Genomic DNA, 16,800 nt, shown 5'->3' on the forward strand with positions numbered 1-16,800 from the left:
GACGGTGTGGGTTAGTTTCATATATAAGAAGCGCCGCAGGACTATGACTGGTCCCCTGCGGAGCTTCCTGGTCACCCGGCGATATCGCGAAGCGCGATCTCGCTCATGATGCGTTGCAACACCTGGTCAATGGACAACTCCGTGGAATCCAGCTGAATCGCATCGGCCGCCGGCTTAAGCGGGGCTACTGCGCGCTGGGTATCACGCTCGTCGCGTGCACGGATCTCATCTAGCAGACTCGACAGACTAACATCCTCGCCTTTGCCCTTCAACTGCAAATATCGGCGGCGAGCCCGCTCCTCGGCGCTGGCGGTCAGGAAAATCTTCAGCGGCGCATCGGGAAAGACCACGGTGCCCATGTCCCGACCGTCGGCCACGAGCCCTGGCGGCTCCTGGAAGGCGCGCTGGCGCTGCAGCAACGCCTCGCGCACCGCCGGCAGCGCAGCGACTTGGGAAGCGCCGGCGCCCACGCTTTCGGTACGGATGACATCGCTGACTTCGTCGCCCTCCAGAATGATGCGCTGGAGCTGACCGTCGGTCGCCGCGATGAACTGCACGTCCAGATGTGCGGCCAGCGCCTTGAGCAATTCTTCGTTGGTCAGGTCGACCCCATGATTGGCGGCGGCGAACGCCAGCAAACGGTACAAGGCACCTGAATCGAGCAGGTTCCAGCCCAGTTGCCTGGCCAGGATCCCGGCGACAGTGCCCTTGCCCGAGCCGCTTGGGCCATCGATGGTGATGACCGGTGCCTTGATGTTCACGACTGTGCCTCTTGTGCTACTCGAATACCGACCTGCGCGCACAGCGCCAGGAAGTTCGGGAACGACGTGGCGACGTTGGCGCAATCATGGATGCGAATCGGCGCGCTGGCGCGCAACGACGCAACACTGAAGGCCATGGCGATACGGTGATCACCGTGGCCATGGACTTCGCCGCCACCAATCTGGCCGCCATCGATGATAATACCGTCCGGTGTCGGCTGGCATTTGACACCCAGTGCCAGCAGGCCGTCGGCCATCACCTGGATGCGATCGGACTCCTTGACCCGCAGCTCTTCAGCGCCGGTCAACACGGTGCGCCCTTCGGCACAGGCAGCCGCCACGAACAGCACCGGGAATTCATCGATGGCCAGTGGAACCAGGGCCTCTGGAATCTCGATACCCTTGAGTTTAGCTGCTCGTACACGCAAGTCAGCCACTGGCTCGCCGCCCACTTCACGCTGGTTTTCCAGGGTGATGTCAGCGCCCATCAGGCGCAGGATGTCGATCACCCCGGTACGGGTCGGGTTGATGCCGACGTGCTCGAGTACCAGGTCGGAGCCTTCGGCAATCGACGCCGCCACGAGGAAAAACGCCGACGACGAGATGTCGCCCGGGACTTCGATGTGGGTGGCTGTCAGTTTGCTGCCGGACTCCACCGAGGCCGTGGCGCCATCGACCGTGACCGGGTAGCCAAAGCCACGCAGCATGCGCTCGGTGTGATCGCGGGTCGGGGCCGGCTCGGTAACGGTGGTCTTGCCTTCGGCATAGAGGCCGGCCAGCAACAGGCAGGACTTCACCTGGGCGCTGGCCATCGGCATGGTGTAGGTCAGGCCCTTGAGCTTGTTGCCGCCGCGAATGACCATTGGCGGACGACCCTCGGCCGCCGTCTCGATGACCGCACCCATTTCCCGCAGCGGATTGGCCACGCGGTTCATCGGGCGCTTGGACAGCGAGGCGTCACCGGTCAGCGTGCTATCAAAGTCTTGCGCGGCCAGCAGGCCGGACAACAGGCGCATCGAAGTGCCGGAGTTGCCCAGGTAGATTGGCCCCGGAGCCGGCTTGAGGCCATGCAGGCCAACACCATGGATGGTCACGCGACCGTGATGCGGGCCTTCGATGACCACGCCCATGTCGCGAAACGCTTGCAGCGTCGCCAGGGCGTCTTCGCCCTCGAGGAAACCTTCCACCTCGGTCACGCCTTCGGCGAGGGAGCCGAGCATGATCGAACGATGGGAAATCGATTTATCGCCCGGTACACGAATACGCCCACTCAGGGAGCCACCAGGTTGTGCCAGGAAAATCAGATCGTTGGAGTTCATAGCGTCCACATAGGCCCGACGGGCCAGGATTTTACTGAAATGCTCGCGGGCCACCCTGGCGCGCGTGAAAACGCCCAGCAATTGGTGCCCGTCCCCTGCATCGACCGCGTCGCGCAAGGCGTCGAGGTCGCTGCGAAATGTATCGAGTGTGCGCAGGACAGCTTCACGGTTGGCGAGGAAGATGTCGTGCCACATGACCGGGTCACTACCGGCGATTCTCGTGAAATCGCGGAAACCGCCGGCAGCGTAACGGAAGATCTCGAGATTTTCATTGCGTTTGGCTAATGAATCCACCAGGCCGAACGCCAACAGGTGCGGCAAATGGCTAGTGGCAGCCAGCACTTCGTCGTGACGCTCGACTTGCATGTGCTCGACATCGGCGCCCAGCTCACGCCACAAACGGTCCACCACCGCCAACGCCGCCGGATCGGTCTGCTCCAGCGGTGTCAGGATCACTTTGTGCCGACGAAACAGCTCGGCATTGGAAGCCTCCACCCCGCTCTGCTCGGAGCCGGCGATCGGATGGCCAGGCACGAAGCGCACCGGCATGCCGCCGAAGGCCTCGGTGGCCGCGCGCACGACGTTGCCCTTGGCGCTGCCGACGTCGGTGAGAATGGCTTGCCCCAGATCCATGGTCGCCAGGCGCGCCAGCAGTTTTTCCATGGCCAGGATCGGCACCGCCAGCTGGATCACATCCGCGCCCTGACAGGCGATCGCCAGGTCGTCTTCACAGCGATCCACCACACCCAACTCCACCGCCAGCTTGCGCGATTGCGGATCCAGATCGACACCAACCACTTCACGGCACAGGCCACTTTCACGCAGGCCCTTGGCAAACGAACCGCCGACCAACCCCAGCCCGACCACCACCAGGCGACCGATCATAGGGGCAACAGGTTGCAGTGAAGTGACATCAACCACGAGCCAGGACCTTGCTCAAAGCTTCAAGGAAACGGCTGTTTTCCCCAGGTAAGCCAATGGTGATGCGCAAGTGGTTCGGCATGCCGTAGTTGGCCACCGGACGCACGATCACGCCTTCACGCAGCAAGCCCTGGAACACCGGCGCAGCAACACGCCCGATGTCGACACAAATGAAATTGCCCTTGGATGGAATCCAGCTCAACCCCAACTCACGGAACCCGGCTTCCAGTTGCTGCATGCCAGCCTCGTTCAGGCGACGGCTTTCAGCCAGGTAAGCCTCATCCTGCAAGGCGGCGCAGGCGGCGGCGAGGGCAAAGCTGTTGACGTTGAATGGCTGGCGCACGCGATTCAGCACATCGGCCACCACGGCGGTGGACAGGCCGTAGCCAACCCGCAGCGACGCCAGGCCATAAGCCTTGGAGAACGTGCGCGAAACCAGCAGGTTCGGATAAGCCGCGAGGAAATCCAGGCCATCGGGCAAGTCACTGCCTTCGGCGTATTCGATATAGGCCTCGTCCAGCACCACCAGCACGTGCTCGGGCACGTCCTGCAGGAAATCGTCCAAGGCCTGGGCGTCGAACCAAGTGCCGGTCGGGTTGTTCGGGTTGGCGATGAAGACCACCCGGGTGTTGGCGTCGATGGCGGCCAGCATGGCCGGCAGATCGTGCCCCCATTCCTTGGCCGGAACCACATGCGCGTCTGCGCCGACAGCCTGGGTGGCGATCGGGTAGACCGCAAACGCGTGCTCGCTGAACACGGCGTTGAGGCCCGGCGCCAGATAGGCACGCGCCACGAGTTCGAGAATATCGTTGGAGCCATTGCCCAGCGTCACCTGGCTCAGCTCGACGCCGCAGCGCTCGGCCAGCAGGCTTTTGAGCGCAAACCCATTGCCATCGGGGTAACGGGTCAGGTCAGCCAGTTCGTCGCGGATCGCCGCCAGCGCCTTGGGACTGGCGCCTAGCGGATTTTCGTTACTGGCCAACTTGACGATGCTGGCCGGGTCCAGATCCAGCTCGCGAGCCAGTTCGTCCACAGGTTTGCCCGGAACGTAAGGCGAAAGTTGTTGCACGCCTGGCTGAGCCAGGGCGAGGAAGTTGCCACTCATTTGCTATCCGCCCTTAAAGAACTGCCTTGGGGTAGGAACCCAGCACCTTGAGTGCCACTGCTTCCTGACTGATTTTCTCAAGCACACCTTTTACCAGCGGATCGCGGTGGTGGCCGACAAAATCGATGAAGAACACGTAGGTCCATTTACCGCTGCGCGACGGACGAGTCTCGATCCGGGTCAGGTCGATACCGTTGTCGTGGAATGGCACCAGCAGTTCATGGAGCGCGCCGGGCTTGTTGCTCATGGAGACGATGATCGAAGTCTTGTCGTCGCCGGTCGGCGGTACTTCCTGGCTGCCGATCATCAGGAAGCGCGTGGAGTTGTCCGGACGATCCTCGATTTTCTCGGCCAGGCGCGTCAGGCCATAGAGGCCGGCCGCCATGTCGCCGGCAATCGCCGCCGAGTTCCACTCACCCTTGACCCGCTTGGCCGCTTCGGCGTTGCTCGATACCGCCACGCGCTCGACGTTCGGGTAATGGGCGTCCAGCCATTTGCGGCACTGGGCCAGGGACTGGGCGTGGGAATAGATCCGGCTGATGCTGTCGGTCTTGGTGCTCTCACCCACCAGCAGGTGATGGTGGATGCGCAACTCGACTTCGCCGCAGATCACCATGTCGTGTTCGAGGAAGCTGTCCAGCGTGTGATTGACCGCGCCCTCGGTGGAGTTTTCCACCGGCACCACGCCGAAATTCACCGCACCGGCAGCCACTTCGCGGAAGACTTCGTCGATGGCCGCCATCGGCTTGCTGATCACGGCATGGCCGAAGTGCTTCATGGCGGCGGCCTGGGTGAAGGTACCTTCCGGGCCCAGGTAGGCGACTTTCAGCGGCTGTTCGAGGGCCAGGCAAGAAGACATGATCTCGCGGAACAACCGCGCCATCTCTTCGTTGCCCAACGGCCCCTTGTTGCGCTCCATGACGCGCTTGAGCACCTGGGCCTCACGCTCGGGGCGATAAAAGACCGGCATTTCGCCCTCGGCCAGGGAAGCCATCTTCACCCGGGCGACTTCCTGGGCGCAGCGCGCGCGCTCGCTGATCAGCTCCAGGACTTTCTCGTCCAGGGCATCGATGCGCAGGCGCAGCGCCTTGAGTTCTTGCTCGGACATCAGCCGTGTTCCTTCTCGAACTCTGCCATGTAGGAAATCAACGCATTGACCGCATTGATATCGACGGCGTTATAGATGGAGGCGCGCATGCCGCCGACCGAACGGTGGCCCTTGAGGTTCAGCAGGCCGCGCTCGTCGGCACCCGCCAGGAACGGCTTGTCGAGACGATCATCGGCCAGGCGGAACGGCACGTTCATCCACGAACGATCGGTCTTGTTGATCGGGTTGCTGTACAAGCCACTGGCGTCGATGAAGTCATACAGCGTGCGCTGCTTCACTTCGTTGAGCTTGCCGATGGCTTCGACACCGCCCTGCTCTTTCAGCCACTCGAACACCAGGCCGGACAGGTACCAGGCCAGGGTCGGCGGGGTGTTGTACATCGAGCCGTTGTCGGCCGCGACCTTGTAGTTGAGCATGGTCGGGCACAGGGAACGGGCATGCCCCAGCAGGTCTTCACGAATGATGTTGACCAGGATGCCGCTCGGGCCGATGTTCTTCTGGGCGCCGGCGTAGATCATGCCGAAACGGGAGATATCCACCGGGCGCGAGAGAATGTCCGAGGACATGTCGGCCACCAATGGCACGTCACCGGTTTCCGGGATCCAGTTGAATTCCAGGCCACCGATGGTTTCGTTCGGTGCGTAATGAACGTAGGCCGCGTCCTTGGACAGGTTCCACTCGTTCTGGCCGGGAATGGCGAAATAGTCGTAAGGCTTGGCAGTGGAGGCAACATTGACGTGGCCGTAGCGCGACGCCTCTTCGATGGCTTTCTGCGACCAGATGCCGGTATCGATGTAGTCGGCCTTGCCGTTTTCCGGCAACAGGTTCAGCGGAATCTGGGCGAATTGCTGGCTCGCGCCGCCTTGCAGGAACAGCACCTTGTAGTTGGACGGGATGTTCAGCAGATCACGCAGGTCCTGCTCGGCTTTGGTGGCGATGGACACGAACTCATCGCTGCGATGGCTCATTTCCATGACGGACAGGCCCTTGCCGTGCCAGTCGAGGAGTTCGCCCTGGGCGCGCTTCAGGACCGCTTCAGGAAGCGCCGCCGGGCCGGCACAGAAGTTATAGGCTCTCTTGCTCACATCCAATCTCGCTCTGATCTGGTGGTCACTAAATCTTTTGGTCTACATCTTCACCCCTGTGGGAGCGGGCTTGGTCGCGAATACGGTGTACCAGTCAACATTCAATAGGCTGACACACCGCATTCGCGAGCAAGCCCGCTCCCACAAGGGAAAGATGTGCAGTGTCGCAAATTTTCAAAAGGGACAAACAACAAGGGGGCGAATCTTCATCCGCCCCCTGCGTGTCCGCTTAGTCCTGCGGTTCTTCTTCGTCTGCGGCAGCGTCGAGCGGTTGGTCGCCGGCCGCTTCGTCGATATCGGCCCCGAGGGTGCCATCGAACGCCACGCCGTCCTCGCCTTCCAACGCCTCGCCTTCGACTTCCGACGGCTCCTGGACCCGCTCGAGCCCGACCAGCGTTTCGTCGCTGGCCAGCTTGATCAGCGTCACGCCCTGGGTGTTACGGCCCAGGCTCGACACTTCATCGACCCGCGTGCGGACCAGCGTGCCCTGGTCGGAGATCAGCATGATCTCCTCGCCATCGAGCACCTGGACCGCACCGACCAGACGGCCGTTACGTTCGTTGCTGACCATGGCGATTACGCCTTGGCCGCCACGCTTGTACTCAGGGAACTCGCCGATGGCCGTGCGCTTGCCATAACCGCGCGCCGAAGCGGTGAGGATCTGGCTGCCTTCTTCAGGGATCAGCATGGAAATCAGCTTCTGGCCTTCTGGCAGGCGCATGCCGCGCACACCGCGGGCGGTACGGCCCATGGCGCGAACATCGGATTCCTTGAAGCGCGTCACCTTGCCGCCGTCGGAGAACAGCATGACTTCACGCTCGCCGTCGGTGATGGCAGCGGAAATCAGCACGTCGCCTTCGTCCAGCTCCAGGGCGATCAGGCCAACGCTGCGCTGGCGGCTGAAGGATTCCAGCGGGGTCTTCTTCACGGTGCCTTTGGCGGTGGCCATGAAGATGAAGTGACCTTCGGTGTATTCCTCTACCGGCAGCATGGTGGTGATGTATTCATCACTGTCCAGTGGCAGCAGGTTGACCAGCGGACGACCGCGAGCGGCACGGGACGCTTCAGGGATCTCGTAGGTCTTGAGCCAGTACACCTTGCCCTTGCTGGAGAACAGCAACAGCGTGGTGTGGCTGTTGGCGACCAGCAGGTGAGCGATGTAGTCCTCATCCTTGACGCCAGTCGCCGACTTGCCTTTGCCACCGCGACGCTGGGCCTGGTAGGCGGCAAGCGGCTGGGTCTTGGCGTAGCCGCCGTGGGAAATGGTCACCACGCGCTCTTCTTCCGGGATCATGTCACCCAGGGTCAGGTCGAGACGCGCATCGAGAATCTCGGTGCGGCGCACATCGCCGTACTCGGCGCGGATCACTTCCAGTTCTTCGCGGATCACTTCCATCAGGCGCGTAGCGCTGTTGAGGATGCGGATCAGCTCGCCGATCTGGTTAAGGATCTCCTGGTACTCGGCCAGCAGTTTCTCGTGCTCCAGGCCGGTCAGGCGGTGCAGGCGCAGTTCCAGGATGGCCTGGGCCTGTTCCGGGGACAGGAAATACTTACCCTCGCGCAGACCGTATTGCGGATCGAGGTTTTCCGGACGGCACGAGTCGGCGCCGGCACGTTCCACCATCGCCACGACCGCCGAGGATTCCCAAGGGGTGCTGACCAGCGCTTCCTTGGCTTCCGACGGGGTTGGCGAGGCCTTGATCAGGGCGATGACCGGGTCGATGTTCGACAGCGCAACGGCCTGGCCTTCGAGAATGTGTCCACGCTCGCGTGCCTTGCGCAGTTCGAACACGGTACGGCGGGTGACCACTTCGCGGCGGTGACGCACGAAGGCTTCCAGCAGGTCCTTGAGGTTCAGGATCCGCGGGCGACCGTCGATCAGCGCAACGATGTTGATACCGAACACGGCTTGCAGCTGGGTCTGGGCGTAGAGGTTGTTGAGGATCACCTCAGGCACTTCGCCACGACGCAGCTCGATCACGACGCGCATGCCGTCCTTGTCGGACTCGTCACGCAGCTCGGTGATGCCTTCGAGTTTCTTCTCTTTTACCAGCTCGGCGATCTTCTCGATCAGGCGGGCCTTATTCAGCTGGTAAGGGAGTTCGGTAATGACGATCTGCTGGCGGCCGCCGACCTTGTCGATGTCTTCGATGGTCGAGCGGGCGCGCATGTAAATGCGGCCACGGCCGGTGCGGTAGGCTTCGATGATGCCGGCGCGACCGTTGATGATCGCGGCGGTCGGGAAGTCCGGACCGGGGATGTATTGCATCAGCTCATCGACCGTCAGCTCTGGATTGTCGATGAGGGCCAGGCAACCGTCGATGACTTCACCGAGGTTGTGCGGCGGGATGTTGGTCGCCATGCCAACGGCGATACCGCTGGAGCCGTTGACCAGCAGGTTGGGGATACGGGTCGGCATGACCGCCGGGATCATTTCGGTGCCGTCGTAGTTCGGCACCCAGTCCACGGTTTCTTTATGCAGGTCGGCCAGCAGCTCGTGGGCCAGCTTGGTCATGCGCACTTCGGTGTATCGCATGGCCGCGGCGTTGTCGCCGTCTACCGAACCGAAGTTGCCCTGGCCATCTACCAGCAGGTAGCGCAGGGAAAATGGCTGGGCCATCCGCACGATGGTGTCGTACACGGCGGTGTCGCCGTGGGGGTGATACTTACCGATCACGTCGCCGACGACACGGGCGGATTTCTTGTACGGCTTGTTGAAGTCGTTGCCCAACTCGCTCATCGCGAACAGCACGCGGCGGTGCACGGGCTTCAAGCCATCGCGCGCATCCGGCAGCGCCCGCCCGACGATCACGCTCATTGCGTAGTCGAGGTAGGACTGTTTCAGCTCGTCTTCGATATTGACCGGGAGGATTTCTTTGGCCAGTTCGCCCATGAGAAGCCTGATTCCTTTTTCTGGTGAAACCTCGCCACATCCAGATGGGATGAACGAAGCTCGCCGCTGCAGAACAAGTGCCATGCAGCGACTTACGACAAATCAACGAGTTATGCCATGGATCTGCGCAGTAAAGGCCACCTCGCGAGGCAGCCTTGGAAACCGCCGGATGTTATCACAAGAGCCGCCACGCACCTATCCCCCAGATGCGCATGGAGCATAGTTAGTTGACCGATGACAGGCTGATATGGGATCAGAGGGGCTTAGAGGCGTTGCGGATGAAGAAAAGAGGTCAAATGTGAGGTGTTTAGTGCCTTCTATGACCTCTTCGCGAGCAAGCCCGCTCCCACATGGGATTTGTGTCGTACATTAATAACGGCAACGACTCGATCTAACTGTGGGAGCGGGCTTGCTCGCGAAGGCAATGTATCAGGCCACAAAATGGTTAATGCAACCGCTTGCGGCACATCAATTGCGCGATCTTGGCGGTGTCGGGCCGCTCGATGATGCCCTTTTCCGTCACGATGACGTCGATCAGGTCCGCTGGGGTGACATCAAACCCGGGATCGAATACGTCCACAGCCGCATCGAGTCGCTTGCCGCCGACATCCAGCAACGCCTCACCGCCCTGCTCTTCTATCGGAAAGTCGTCACCGTTGGCCAGGCTCAGGTCGATGGCTGAGCTCGGCGCCACCACCATGAAGCGAACGCCATGGTGCATGGCGCAGACCGCCAACTGATAGGTGCCGATCTTGTTCGCCACATCACCGTTGGCGGCGATGCGTTCGGCACCAACAACCACCCAGGTCACGCCCTTGGTCTTCATGATGTGCGCCGCTGCGGAATCGGCGTTGAGGGTCACCGGAATACCTTCCTTGGCCAGCTCCCACGCGGTCAGCCGCGAGCCTTGCAGCCATGGACGGGTTTCGTCGGCATAGACTCGCTCGACCATGCCTTCGATATAGGCACCACGAATGACGCCCAGGGCCGTACCGAAGCCACCGGTGGCCAGGGCGCCGGTATTGCAATGAGTGAGGATCGCCTGGGCATTGCCTTGATGCTTGCGGATCAGATCGACGCCCAACTGCGCCATGGTCAGGTTGGCTTCGCGGTCACTTTCATGGATCGCCAAGGCTTCGGCCTCAAGAACTGCCAGCGGCTCGGCATGGCCTTTCAGGCGCCCCAGCCGGTCGCGCATGCGTTCCAGCGCCCAGGCCAGGTCCACCACCGCCGGCCCGGCGTCGCCCAGCAAGGCAAAATCGGCCTCCAATGCCCCATGCCAGTCACCGCCTTCGGCCTCCCGGTCGCGGGCGGCCAGCACGATGCCGTACGCCGCACTGATACCGATGGCCGGCGCGCCACGCACCGCACCCGAGCGAATGGCCTCGGCCACGGCGGCCACGTGGGTGCAAGCGATCCAGTTCTCTTCGAACGGCAAATCACGCTGATCCAGCAAGTACAGGGCGCCATCACGCCACTCGATGGCCTTCACCTTCTCCGCAGCCAACAGTCGATCGCGCATCCTTCACCCCGTACTCATGAACAAAAGCCGCCGATTATAGCGATCCCTCTGCGAAGACGCTCGGGTATACTTCGCCCTCCTTTATACCCCATGGAACCGTTCCACGATGCCCAAGCCTGCCGTTGCGCTCGACTTATTATTGCTGCCGACCTGGTTGGTGCCTGTCGAACCCGCCGGTGTCGTGCTCAAGGATCATGGCCTGGGCATCCGCGACGGTTGCATCGTGTTCATCGGGCCACGGGCAGAAGCCCTGAAGTGTGACGCCGCCCAGGTTCGTGAGTTGCCCGGCATGCTGCTCAGCCCCGGCCTGGTGAACGCCCACGGCCATGCGGCAATGACCTTGTTTCGTGGTTTGGCCGATGACCTGCCCCTGATGACCTGGCTGGAACAGCACATTTGGCCGGCCGAGGCCAAATGGGTCGATGAAGATTTTGTGCGCGATGGAACCGAGCTGGCGATTGCCGAACAGATCAAGGGCGGTATCACCTGCTTCTCGGATATGTATTTCTATCCCAAGATCGCCAGCGAATGCGTCCATGACAGCGGCATCCGCGCGCAAATCGCGATTCCCATCCTCGATTTCCCGATTCCTGGCGCCGCCAGCGCCGACGAAGCCATTCGTCAGGGCATCGAGTTGTTTGGCGACCTCAAGCATCATCCACGGATCAAAGTCGCATTCGGCCCGCATGCGCCCTACACCGTGGGCGACGAGAACCTGGAGAAAATTCGCGTGATCGCCGAGGAACTGGACGCGGCCATCCACATGCACGTTCACGAAACCGCCTTCGAAGTGCAGCAGGCTGTGGATAACAGCGGGGAACGCCCGCTGGCGCGCCTGGGGCGACTTGGCCTGTTGGGGCCGCGCTTTCAGGCTGTGCACATGACCCAGATCAGCGATGAAGACCAGGCCTTGCTGGTAGAAAGCAATTGCAGCGTGATCCATTGCCCGGAATCGAACCTGAAGCTGGCCAGTGGTTTCTGTCCGGTCGAGCGCCTGTGGCAAGCGGGGGTCAACGTAGCGCTCGGCACCGACGGCGCCGCGAGCAACAACGACCTGGACCTGTTGGGCGAAACCCGCACCGCCGCCCTGTTGGCCAAGGCCGTTGCCGGTTCGGCCACGGCGCTGGATGCCCATCGCGCACTGCGCATGGCCACGCTCAACGGCGCCCGGGCGCTGGGCATCGACGCGACGGTCGGTTCGCTGGAAGTCGGCAAGGCCGCCGACCTGGTGGCCTTCGACCTGTCGGGCCTGGCCCAGCAGCCAATCTATGACCCGGTGTCGCAATTGATCTACGCCACGGGCCGCGACTGTGTCAAACACCTGTGGGTGGCCGGCAAGCCATTGCTGGAGGACGGCCGGCTCACCCGCCAGGACGAATCGCAATTGATCGCCACCGCCCAAGCCTGGGGTCGTCGCATCAGCGGCCACAACGAATAACCACGCCCCTTGAGCTGCGGCTCGGGGCACCTGAATTTTTCAAGCTTTTCGAGGATCTGCACATGAGCAACGTCGACCACGCCGAAATCGCCAAATTCGAAGCCCTGGCCCATCGCTGGTGGGACCGTGAAAGCGAATTCAAACCGCTGCACGACATCAACCCGCTGCGGGTCAACTGGATTGACGAACGGGTCAACCTCGCGGGCAAGAAGGTCCTCGACGTAGGCTGTGGCGGTGGCATCCTCAGCGAAGCCATGGCCCAGCGCGGCGCAACGGTGATGGGCATCGACATGGGTGAAGCGCCGTTGGCGGTCGCGCAACTGCATCAGCTGGAATCCGGTGTCAGCGTGGAATACCGCCAGATCACCGCCGAAGCCCTGGCCGAAGAAATGCCCGCCCAATTCGACGTTGTCACCTGCCTGGAAATGCTCGAACACGTGCCGGACCCATCCTCGGTCATCCGCGCGTGCTTTCGCATGGTCAAGCCCGGCGGCCAGGTGTTTTTCTCCACCATCAACCGCAACCCGAAGGCGTACCTGTTCGCGATCATCGGCGCTGAATACATCATGAAGCTGTTGCCGCGCGGCACCCACGACTTCAAGAAATTCATCCGGCCTTCCGAGCTGGGCGCCTGGAGCCGCATGGCCGGGCTGACCGTCAAGGACATCATCGGCCTGACCTACAATCCGCTGACCAAGCACTACAAACTGGCGGCCGACGTTGACGTCAACTACATGATCCAGACCTTGCGCGAGGAGTAAGTCGATGCGTCTCAAAGCGGTTCTCTTCGACATGGACGGCACGCTGCTCGACACCGCGCCGGACTTTATCGCCATCTGCCAGGCCATGCGCGCCGACCGTGGCTTGCCACCGATGAATACCCAGCACATTCGCGACGAGATTTCCGGCGGCGCCCGGGCAATGGTTGCAGTGACTTTTTCCATGGACCCGGAATCACCGGGTTTCGAGCAATTGCGCCAGGAATTTCTCGATCGCTATCTCAAGGGGTGCGCGGTCCATAGCCATCTGTTCGACGGCATGGCCGAGGTGCTGGCTGATATTGAAGCGGCCAACCTGATCTGGGGCGTGGTCACCAATAAACCGGTGCGTTTCGCCGAGCCGATCATGCAGCAGCTGGGCCTGGCCGAGCGCTCGAAGGTGCTGATCTGCCCCGACCATGTGAAAAACAGCAAGCCTGACCCGGAACCGCTGACCCTGGCGTGCAAGATGCTCGACCTGGACCCGGCCAGCGTGCTGTTCGTGGGCGACGACTTGCGCGACATCGAGTCTGGCCGCAGCGCCGGCACCCGGACCTGCGCGGTGACCTACGGCTATATCCACCCGGACGACAACCCCCGGCACTGGGGCGCGGACGTGGTGATCGATCACCCGTCGGCACTGCGCGAAGTGCTGGATAACGCGTTGTGCAGTTGCTGAGCTGAGGGAATCGACGCTACCGCCCTTGTGACGAGGGAGCTTGCTCCCGCTCGGCGGCGCAGCCGTCGTCGAGGGGACCGCTTTGCGCTCCAACGGGAGCAAGCTCCCTCGCCACAAAAAGCTTCTTTGCCACAAAAACTCTCTCGCCACAGGTACGTGCCGCTCTAATTGTTGAGGTTTTATATGTTTGACTACTCCGCCCGTCCCGACCTGCTCAATGGCCGGGTGATCCTGGTCACCGGTGCCGGTCGCGGGATCGGTGCCGCCGCGGCAAAGACCTATGCCGCCCATGGCGCCACCGTGCTGTTGCTGGGCAAGACCGAAGCCAATCTGACCCAGGTCTATGACGAAATCGAAGCGGCCGGCCATCCGCAACCGGCGGTGATTCCATTCAACCTGGAAACCGCCCTGCCTCATCAATACGATGAGCTCGCGGCCATGATCGAAAGCGAATTCGGTCATCTGGACGGCCTGCTGCACAACGCCTCGATCATCGGCCCGCGTACACCGTTGGAGCAGCTGTCTGGCGAGAATTTCATGCGCGTGATGCACGTCAACGTCAACGCCATGTTCATGCTCACCAGCACTTTGCTGCCCCTGCTCAAGTTGTCCAAGGACGCCTCCGTGGTGTTTACCTCCAGCAGCGTCGGACGCAAGGGCCGGGCGTACTGGGGCGCCTATGGCGTGTCCAAGTTCGCCACCGAAGGGCTGATGCAGACCCTGGCCGACGAAGTCGACACCGTCGCCCCCGTGCGCGCCAACAGCATCAACCCCGGCGCCACCCGCACCAGCATGCGTGCCCAGGCCTACCCGGGTGAGAACCCGCTCAACAACCCGACACCCGAAGAGATCATGCCGGTCTACCTGTACCTCATGGGCCCGGACAGCACTGGCGTCAATGGCCAGGCACTCAACGCACAATAAGCGCCTTGCCCTGCGTCGCGACACTTTCCCGTCGCGACGCAAGCTCTCCTGCCCTCCAGCCAGGCGAACCGCCAAGCACGTGTCGCCCCTTGGCGCCGCGCCTCTTATCTAACCAGCTGATTTTTCAGGATTTTTTGCTGAGTTGAACCGAATGGCACGACTTTCGCTCTAAATTCCTCAAACACGCCATGTCTGGCGGGTAACGGACGCTGAGACGAGACTTATGCCTGCCAGGGAAAGCGGACTAGACTCAAATCAGTGTCCTACGGGACTGAGGGACCAGTACGACGCGCAGCCCAAAGCCGCCACACCCAGCCCGCCAGGACAGATCCAGCTTAGGGGCTCACGCCATATGAAAACGCCCACCCAGAACAACGCGATTGACTTCGACAGCGCCAAATTGCAGCGCCTGGGCTTCGGTCAACCTTCGCCATTGGTAGCCCGCCCCGTCAGTCTTTCGCAGCTGCGCCAGCAACTGGGTCAACAACTGCAGACCAGCCTGGAACCTCAACGCATCCTGGGCCTGTTTTTCCGGGAAGTTCAGCGATTGGTGCCCCTGGATACGCTGGCCTATCAGCACAAACCCAGCGATCTGCGCCTGGAATTCGGTCAGCGCGGGCATCACACCCTCAGCTACAACCTCACCCATGAGGGCGAGCATTTGGGTGAGTTGATGTTTCGTCGCAATCAACGCTTCAGCGAGTCGGAGCAGAGCGACCTCGAATCCGTGATGTCGACGCTGCTGTATCCGCTGCGCAATGCCCTGCTTTACCGCGCCGCCACGCAAAACGCCCTGCGCGATCCGCTGACCAATACCGGCAACCGCATCGCCATGGACCAGACCCTGATGCGTGAAATCGACATGGCCCGATGTCATTCGCAACCCTTGTCACTGTTGATGCTCGATATCGACCATTTCAAGCGCATCAATGACAGCCATGGACACGGCGTGGGCGACGATGTCCTCAAGGCCGTGGCTGAGTCGATCAAGAGTCAGCTGCGTAACGTGGATATGGTGTTCAGGTTTGGTGGAGAGGAGTTTTTGATCCTGCTGGCCAACACCAGCCGGGACGCTGCGGCCATGGTCGGTGAACGACTGCGTTTTGCCGCCCAGGCTCAGGATTATTTCGCAGCAGGCACCCGGATCGAACTGACGGTCAGCCTGGGTTGCGCGACCCTGCTACCGGGCGAATCCGCCGAGAGCTTGCTGCGCCGGGCCGACGGCGCTCTGTACGTGGCCAAGCGCGAAGGACGCAACCGGCTGGCAATGGCGGGCTGAAAAACAGCCTGTGCTTGCTCCCACAGGGATCAGGGCATGGCTGAATCCGGCGGTCACCCAAAACAACTGTGGGAGCGAGCTTGCTCGCGATGAAGATCCGACAGCCAACCTCCCCGTTGACTGTCCAGACCTCTTCGCAAGCAGACTCACTCCCACATTGGGTCGCTTATCCGCAACAGTGTAAATCAGCTCCCAGCCAGGGCCAGGCGCTCACGGGTGGATGAAGACTTGCCCACCGACTCCGACTGTTCCAACTGCATGCAGCGTTCCAGGAACAGGTACATGTAGTCGTAGCTCTTGCACACGGCCTGGCGCAGCTCCGTTTGCAGGGCCTTGGTCGGGTTCATTCCCGCCAGCGTACAGATGATTTCCAGGGCTTCCCAGGGATGGGCATCGTCGTACTGGGCGTGCATCTTCAGCCACTTCATGGCCCGCTTGCGATCTTCCTCGGCGAAAGCCGCCGCATAGACGCCGCTGGAACATACCACCGCCGACCACTCCCCGGTCGCACCCTCGATGGCATAGTTGGTCGCGGCGATGGCCACGATCAGCGAGTCCGAAGAGCTGGTATGCCAGCACCAATGGCTCAATGCATGGAGCTCAGGCGGTACTTGCTGGGCCTGGAGGTCTTCCAGACTGATGCCATGGGCGGCGCTCCAGTTCACCCAGTAGTCGGCATGGTTGAGTTCGACACGGATGTTGCGCATCAGCCAGCGACGCGCCATGTCCTCGCCAGGATGGCGGGCAAAGCGGGTCTTGGTGAGGTTCTGTGCCATGTATAAGGCGAACTGTTCGACGACCGGCCAACCACCGATGAGGTAGTGGCGCATGGTCTTGGCGCTGAGCTTGTTATCGCGCATGCGTTGATACAGTTCGTGTTCGACAACCCGGCGCTTGCTCTCGCTGCAATCGTTAATGAGCTGCTGTGCCCATTTCGGATAGCTTGTAGCGTCCATGAGCGGGCCTGTTCGGTTGAATGTTTCGATCACTGTCGGGCTCCTTTTGATT

At 61.7% G+C, this 16,800-nt stretch carries 13 protein-coding genes; 5 read left to right on the forward strand and 8 right to left on the reverse strand.

Annotated features, from left to right (window positions below):
• Window positions 1-71 precede the first annotated feature (71 nt).
• From cmk to mtnA, 7 genes are all read right to left on the reverse strand, one after another.
• Entirely contained in the window at window positions 72-761 is a 690-nt protein-coding gene (gene cmk / locus AD663_RS18900) for a (d)CMP kinase (RefSeq protein ID WP_003183882.1), read from the reverse strand.
• Window positions 758-2,965 (reverse strand): bifunctional prephenate dehydrogenase/3-phosphoshikimate 1-carboxyvinyltransferase, encoded by a 2,208-nt coding sequence (locus AD663_RS18905; protein ID WP_053214338.1) that lies wholly within the window; start codon window positions 2,963-2,965, stop codon window positions 758-760. The genes cmk and AD663_RS18905 overlap by 4 nt, the downstream gene beginning before the upstream one ends.
• A 28-nt stretch (window positions 2,966-2,993) precedes the next feature.
• Window positions 2,994-4,106, reverse strand: a complete 1,113-nt coding sequence (hisC, locus tag AD663_RS18910) for a histidinol-phosphate transaminase (RefSeq protein WP_053214339.1) — start codon at window positions 4,104-4,106, stop codon at window positions 2,994-2,996.
• A gap of 13 nt (window positions 4,107-4,119) precedes the next feature.
• Window positions 4,120-5,214 (reverse strand): prephenate dehydratase, encoded by a 1,095-nt coding sequence (gene pheA, locus AD663_RS18915; protein ID WP_003183886.1) that lies wholly within the window; start codon window positions 5,212-5,214, stop codon window positions 4,120-4,122.
• Window positions 5,214-6,299, reverse strand: coding sequence for a 3-phosphoserine/phosphohydroxythreonine transaminase (gene serC, locus AD663_RS18920; RefSeq protein ID WP_003183887.1), 1,086 nt, complete (start codon window positions 6,297-6,299; stop codon window positions 5,214-5,216). Before serC ends, pheA begins: the two co-directional genes overlap by 1 nt.
• A gap of 229 nt (window positions 6,300-6,528) precedes the next feature.
• Window positions 6,529-9,192 carry a DNA gyrase subunit A gene (gene gyrA, locus AD663_RS18925; RefSeq protein ID WP_003183888.1) on the reverse strand — a complete coding sequence of 888 codons (2,664 nt, stop codon included), beginning with the start codon at window positions 9,190-9,192 and terminating at the stop codon, window positions 6,529-6,531.
• 445 nt (window positions 9,193-9,637) lie between these two features.
• Entirely contained in the window at window positions 9,638-10,714 is a 1,077-nt protein-coding gene (gene mtnA, locus AD663_RS18930; protein WP_053214340.1) for an S-methyl-5-thioribose-1-phosphate isomerase, read from the reverse strand.
• Between the two features lie 106 nt (window positions 10,715-10,820).
• Between mtnA and AD663_RS18935 the strand changes: the two genes are divergently transcribed.
• From AD663_RS18935 to AD663_RS18955, 5 genes are all read left to right on the forward strand, one after another.
• A complete protein-coding gene (locus AD663_RS18935; RefSeq protein WP_053214341.1) occupies window positions 10,821-12,152 on the forward strand; it encodes a TRZ/ATZ family hydrolase in 1,332 nt (443 codons plus the stop codon).
• Between the two features lie 62 nt (window positions 12,153-12,214).
• The gene (gene ubiG / locus AD663_RS18940; protein ID WP_003183893.1) at window positions 12,215-12,913 is read left to right on the forward strand and encodes a bifunctional 2-polyprenyl-6-hydroxyphenol methylase/3-demethylubiquinol 3-O-methyltransferase UbiG; all 699 of its coding nucleotides are present in this window, start codon (window positions 12,215-12,217) and stop codon (window positions 12,911-12,913) included.
• A gap of 4 nt (window positions 12,914-12,917) precedes the next feature.
• A complete protein-coding gene (mupP, locus tag AD663_RS18945) occupies window positions 12,918-13,589 on the forward strand; it encodes an N-acetylmuramic acid 6-phosphate phosphatase MupP (protein WP_003183894.1) in 672 nt (223 codons plus the stop codon).
• A gap of 183 nt (window positions 13,590-13,772) precedes the next feature.
• Complete coding sequence (locus AD663_RS18950) at window positions 13,773-14,513, forward strand: YciK family oxidoreductase (protein WP_003183895.1); 741 nt, start codon at window positions 13,773-13,775, stop codon at window positions 14,511-14,513.
• A 352-nt stretch (window positions 14,514-14,865) separates the two neighbouring features.
• Window positions 14,866-15,792 (forward strand): GGDEF domain-containing protein, encoded by a 927-nt coding sequence (locus AD663_RS18955; protein WP_053214342.1) that lies wholly within the window; start codon window positions 14,866-14,868, stop codon window positions 15,790-15,792.
• Between the two features lie 185 nt (window positions 15,793-15,977).
• Here AD663_RS18955 and AD663_RS18960 read toward each other — a convergent pair whose 3' ends face one another.
• Window positions 15,978-16,781 (reverse strand): TenA family transcriptional regulator, encoded by an 804-nt coding sequence (locus AD663_RS18960; protein ID WP_053214343.1) that lies wholly within the window; start codon window positions 16,779-16,781, stop codon window positions 15,978-15,980.
• Window positions 16,782-16,800: the final 19 nt, after the last annotated feature.

The organism is Pseudomonas sp. Q12-87, assembly GCF_001269755.1.
Classification (GTDB): Bacteria; Pseudomonadota; Gammaproteobacteria; order Pseudomonadales; family Pseudomonadaceae; genus Aquipseudomonas; species Aquipseudomonas fluorescens_S.

What these genes read in the sequence shown, in the direction of transcription:
- AD663_RS18905 (WP_053214338.1), bottom strand. Translation starts at nt 2,965, where the DNA reads ATGATCGGTCGCCTGGTGGTGGTCGGGCTGGGGTTGGTCGGCGGTTCG.
- hisC (WP_053214339.1), bottom strand. Translation starts at nt 4,106, where the DNA reads ATGAGTGGCAACTTCCTCGCCCTGGCTCAGCCAGGCGTGCAACAACTT.
- pheA (WP_003183886.1), bottom strand. Translation starts at nt 5,214, where the DNA reads ATGTCCGAGCAAGAACTCAAGGCGCTGCGCCTGCGCATCGATGCCCTG.
- gyrA (WP_003183888.1), bottom strand. Translation starts at nt 9,192, where the DNA reads ATGGGCGAACTGGCCAAAGAAATCCTCCCGGTCAATATCGAAGACGAG.
- mtnA (WP_053214340.1), bottom strand. Translation starts at nt 10,714, where the DNA reads ATGCGCGATCGACTGTTGGCTGCGGAGAAGGTGAAGGCCATCGAGTGG.
- AD663_RS18935 (WP_053214341.1), top strand. Translation starts at nt 10,821, where the DNA reads ATGCCCAAGCCTGCCGTTGCGCTCGACTTATTATTGCTGCCGACCTGG.
- ubiG (WP_003183893.1), top strand. Translation starts at nt 12,215, where the DNA reads ATGAGCAACGTCGACCACGCCGAAATCGCCAAATTCGAAGCCCTGGCC.
- mupP (WP_003183894.1), top strand. Translation starts at nt 12,918, where the DNA reads ATGCGTCTCAAAGCGGTTCTCTTCGACATGGACGGCACGCTGCTCGAC.
- AD663_RS18950 (WP_003183895.1), top strand. Translation starts at nt 13,773, where the DNA reads ATGTTTGACTACTCCGCCCGTCCCGACCTGCTCAATGGCCGGGTGATC.
- AD663_RS18955 (WP_053214342.1), top strand. Translation starts at nt 14,866, where the DNA reads ATGAAAACGCCCACCCAGAACAACGCGATTGACTTCGACAGCGCCAAA.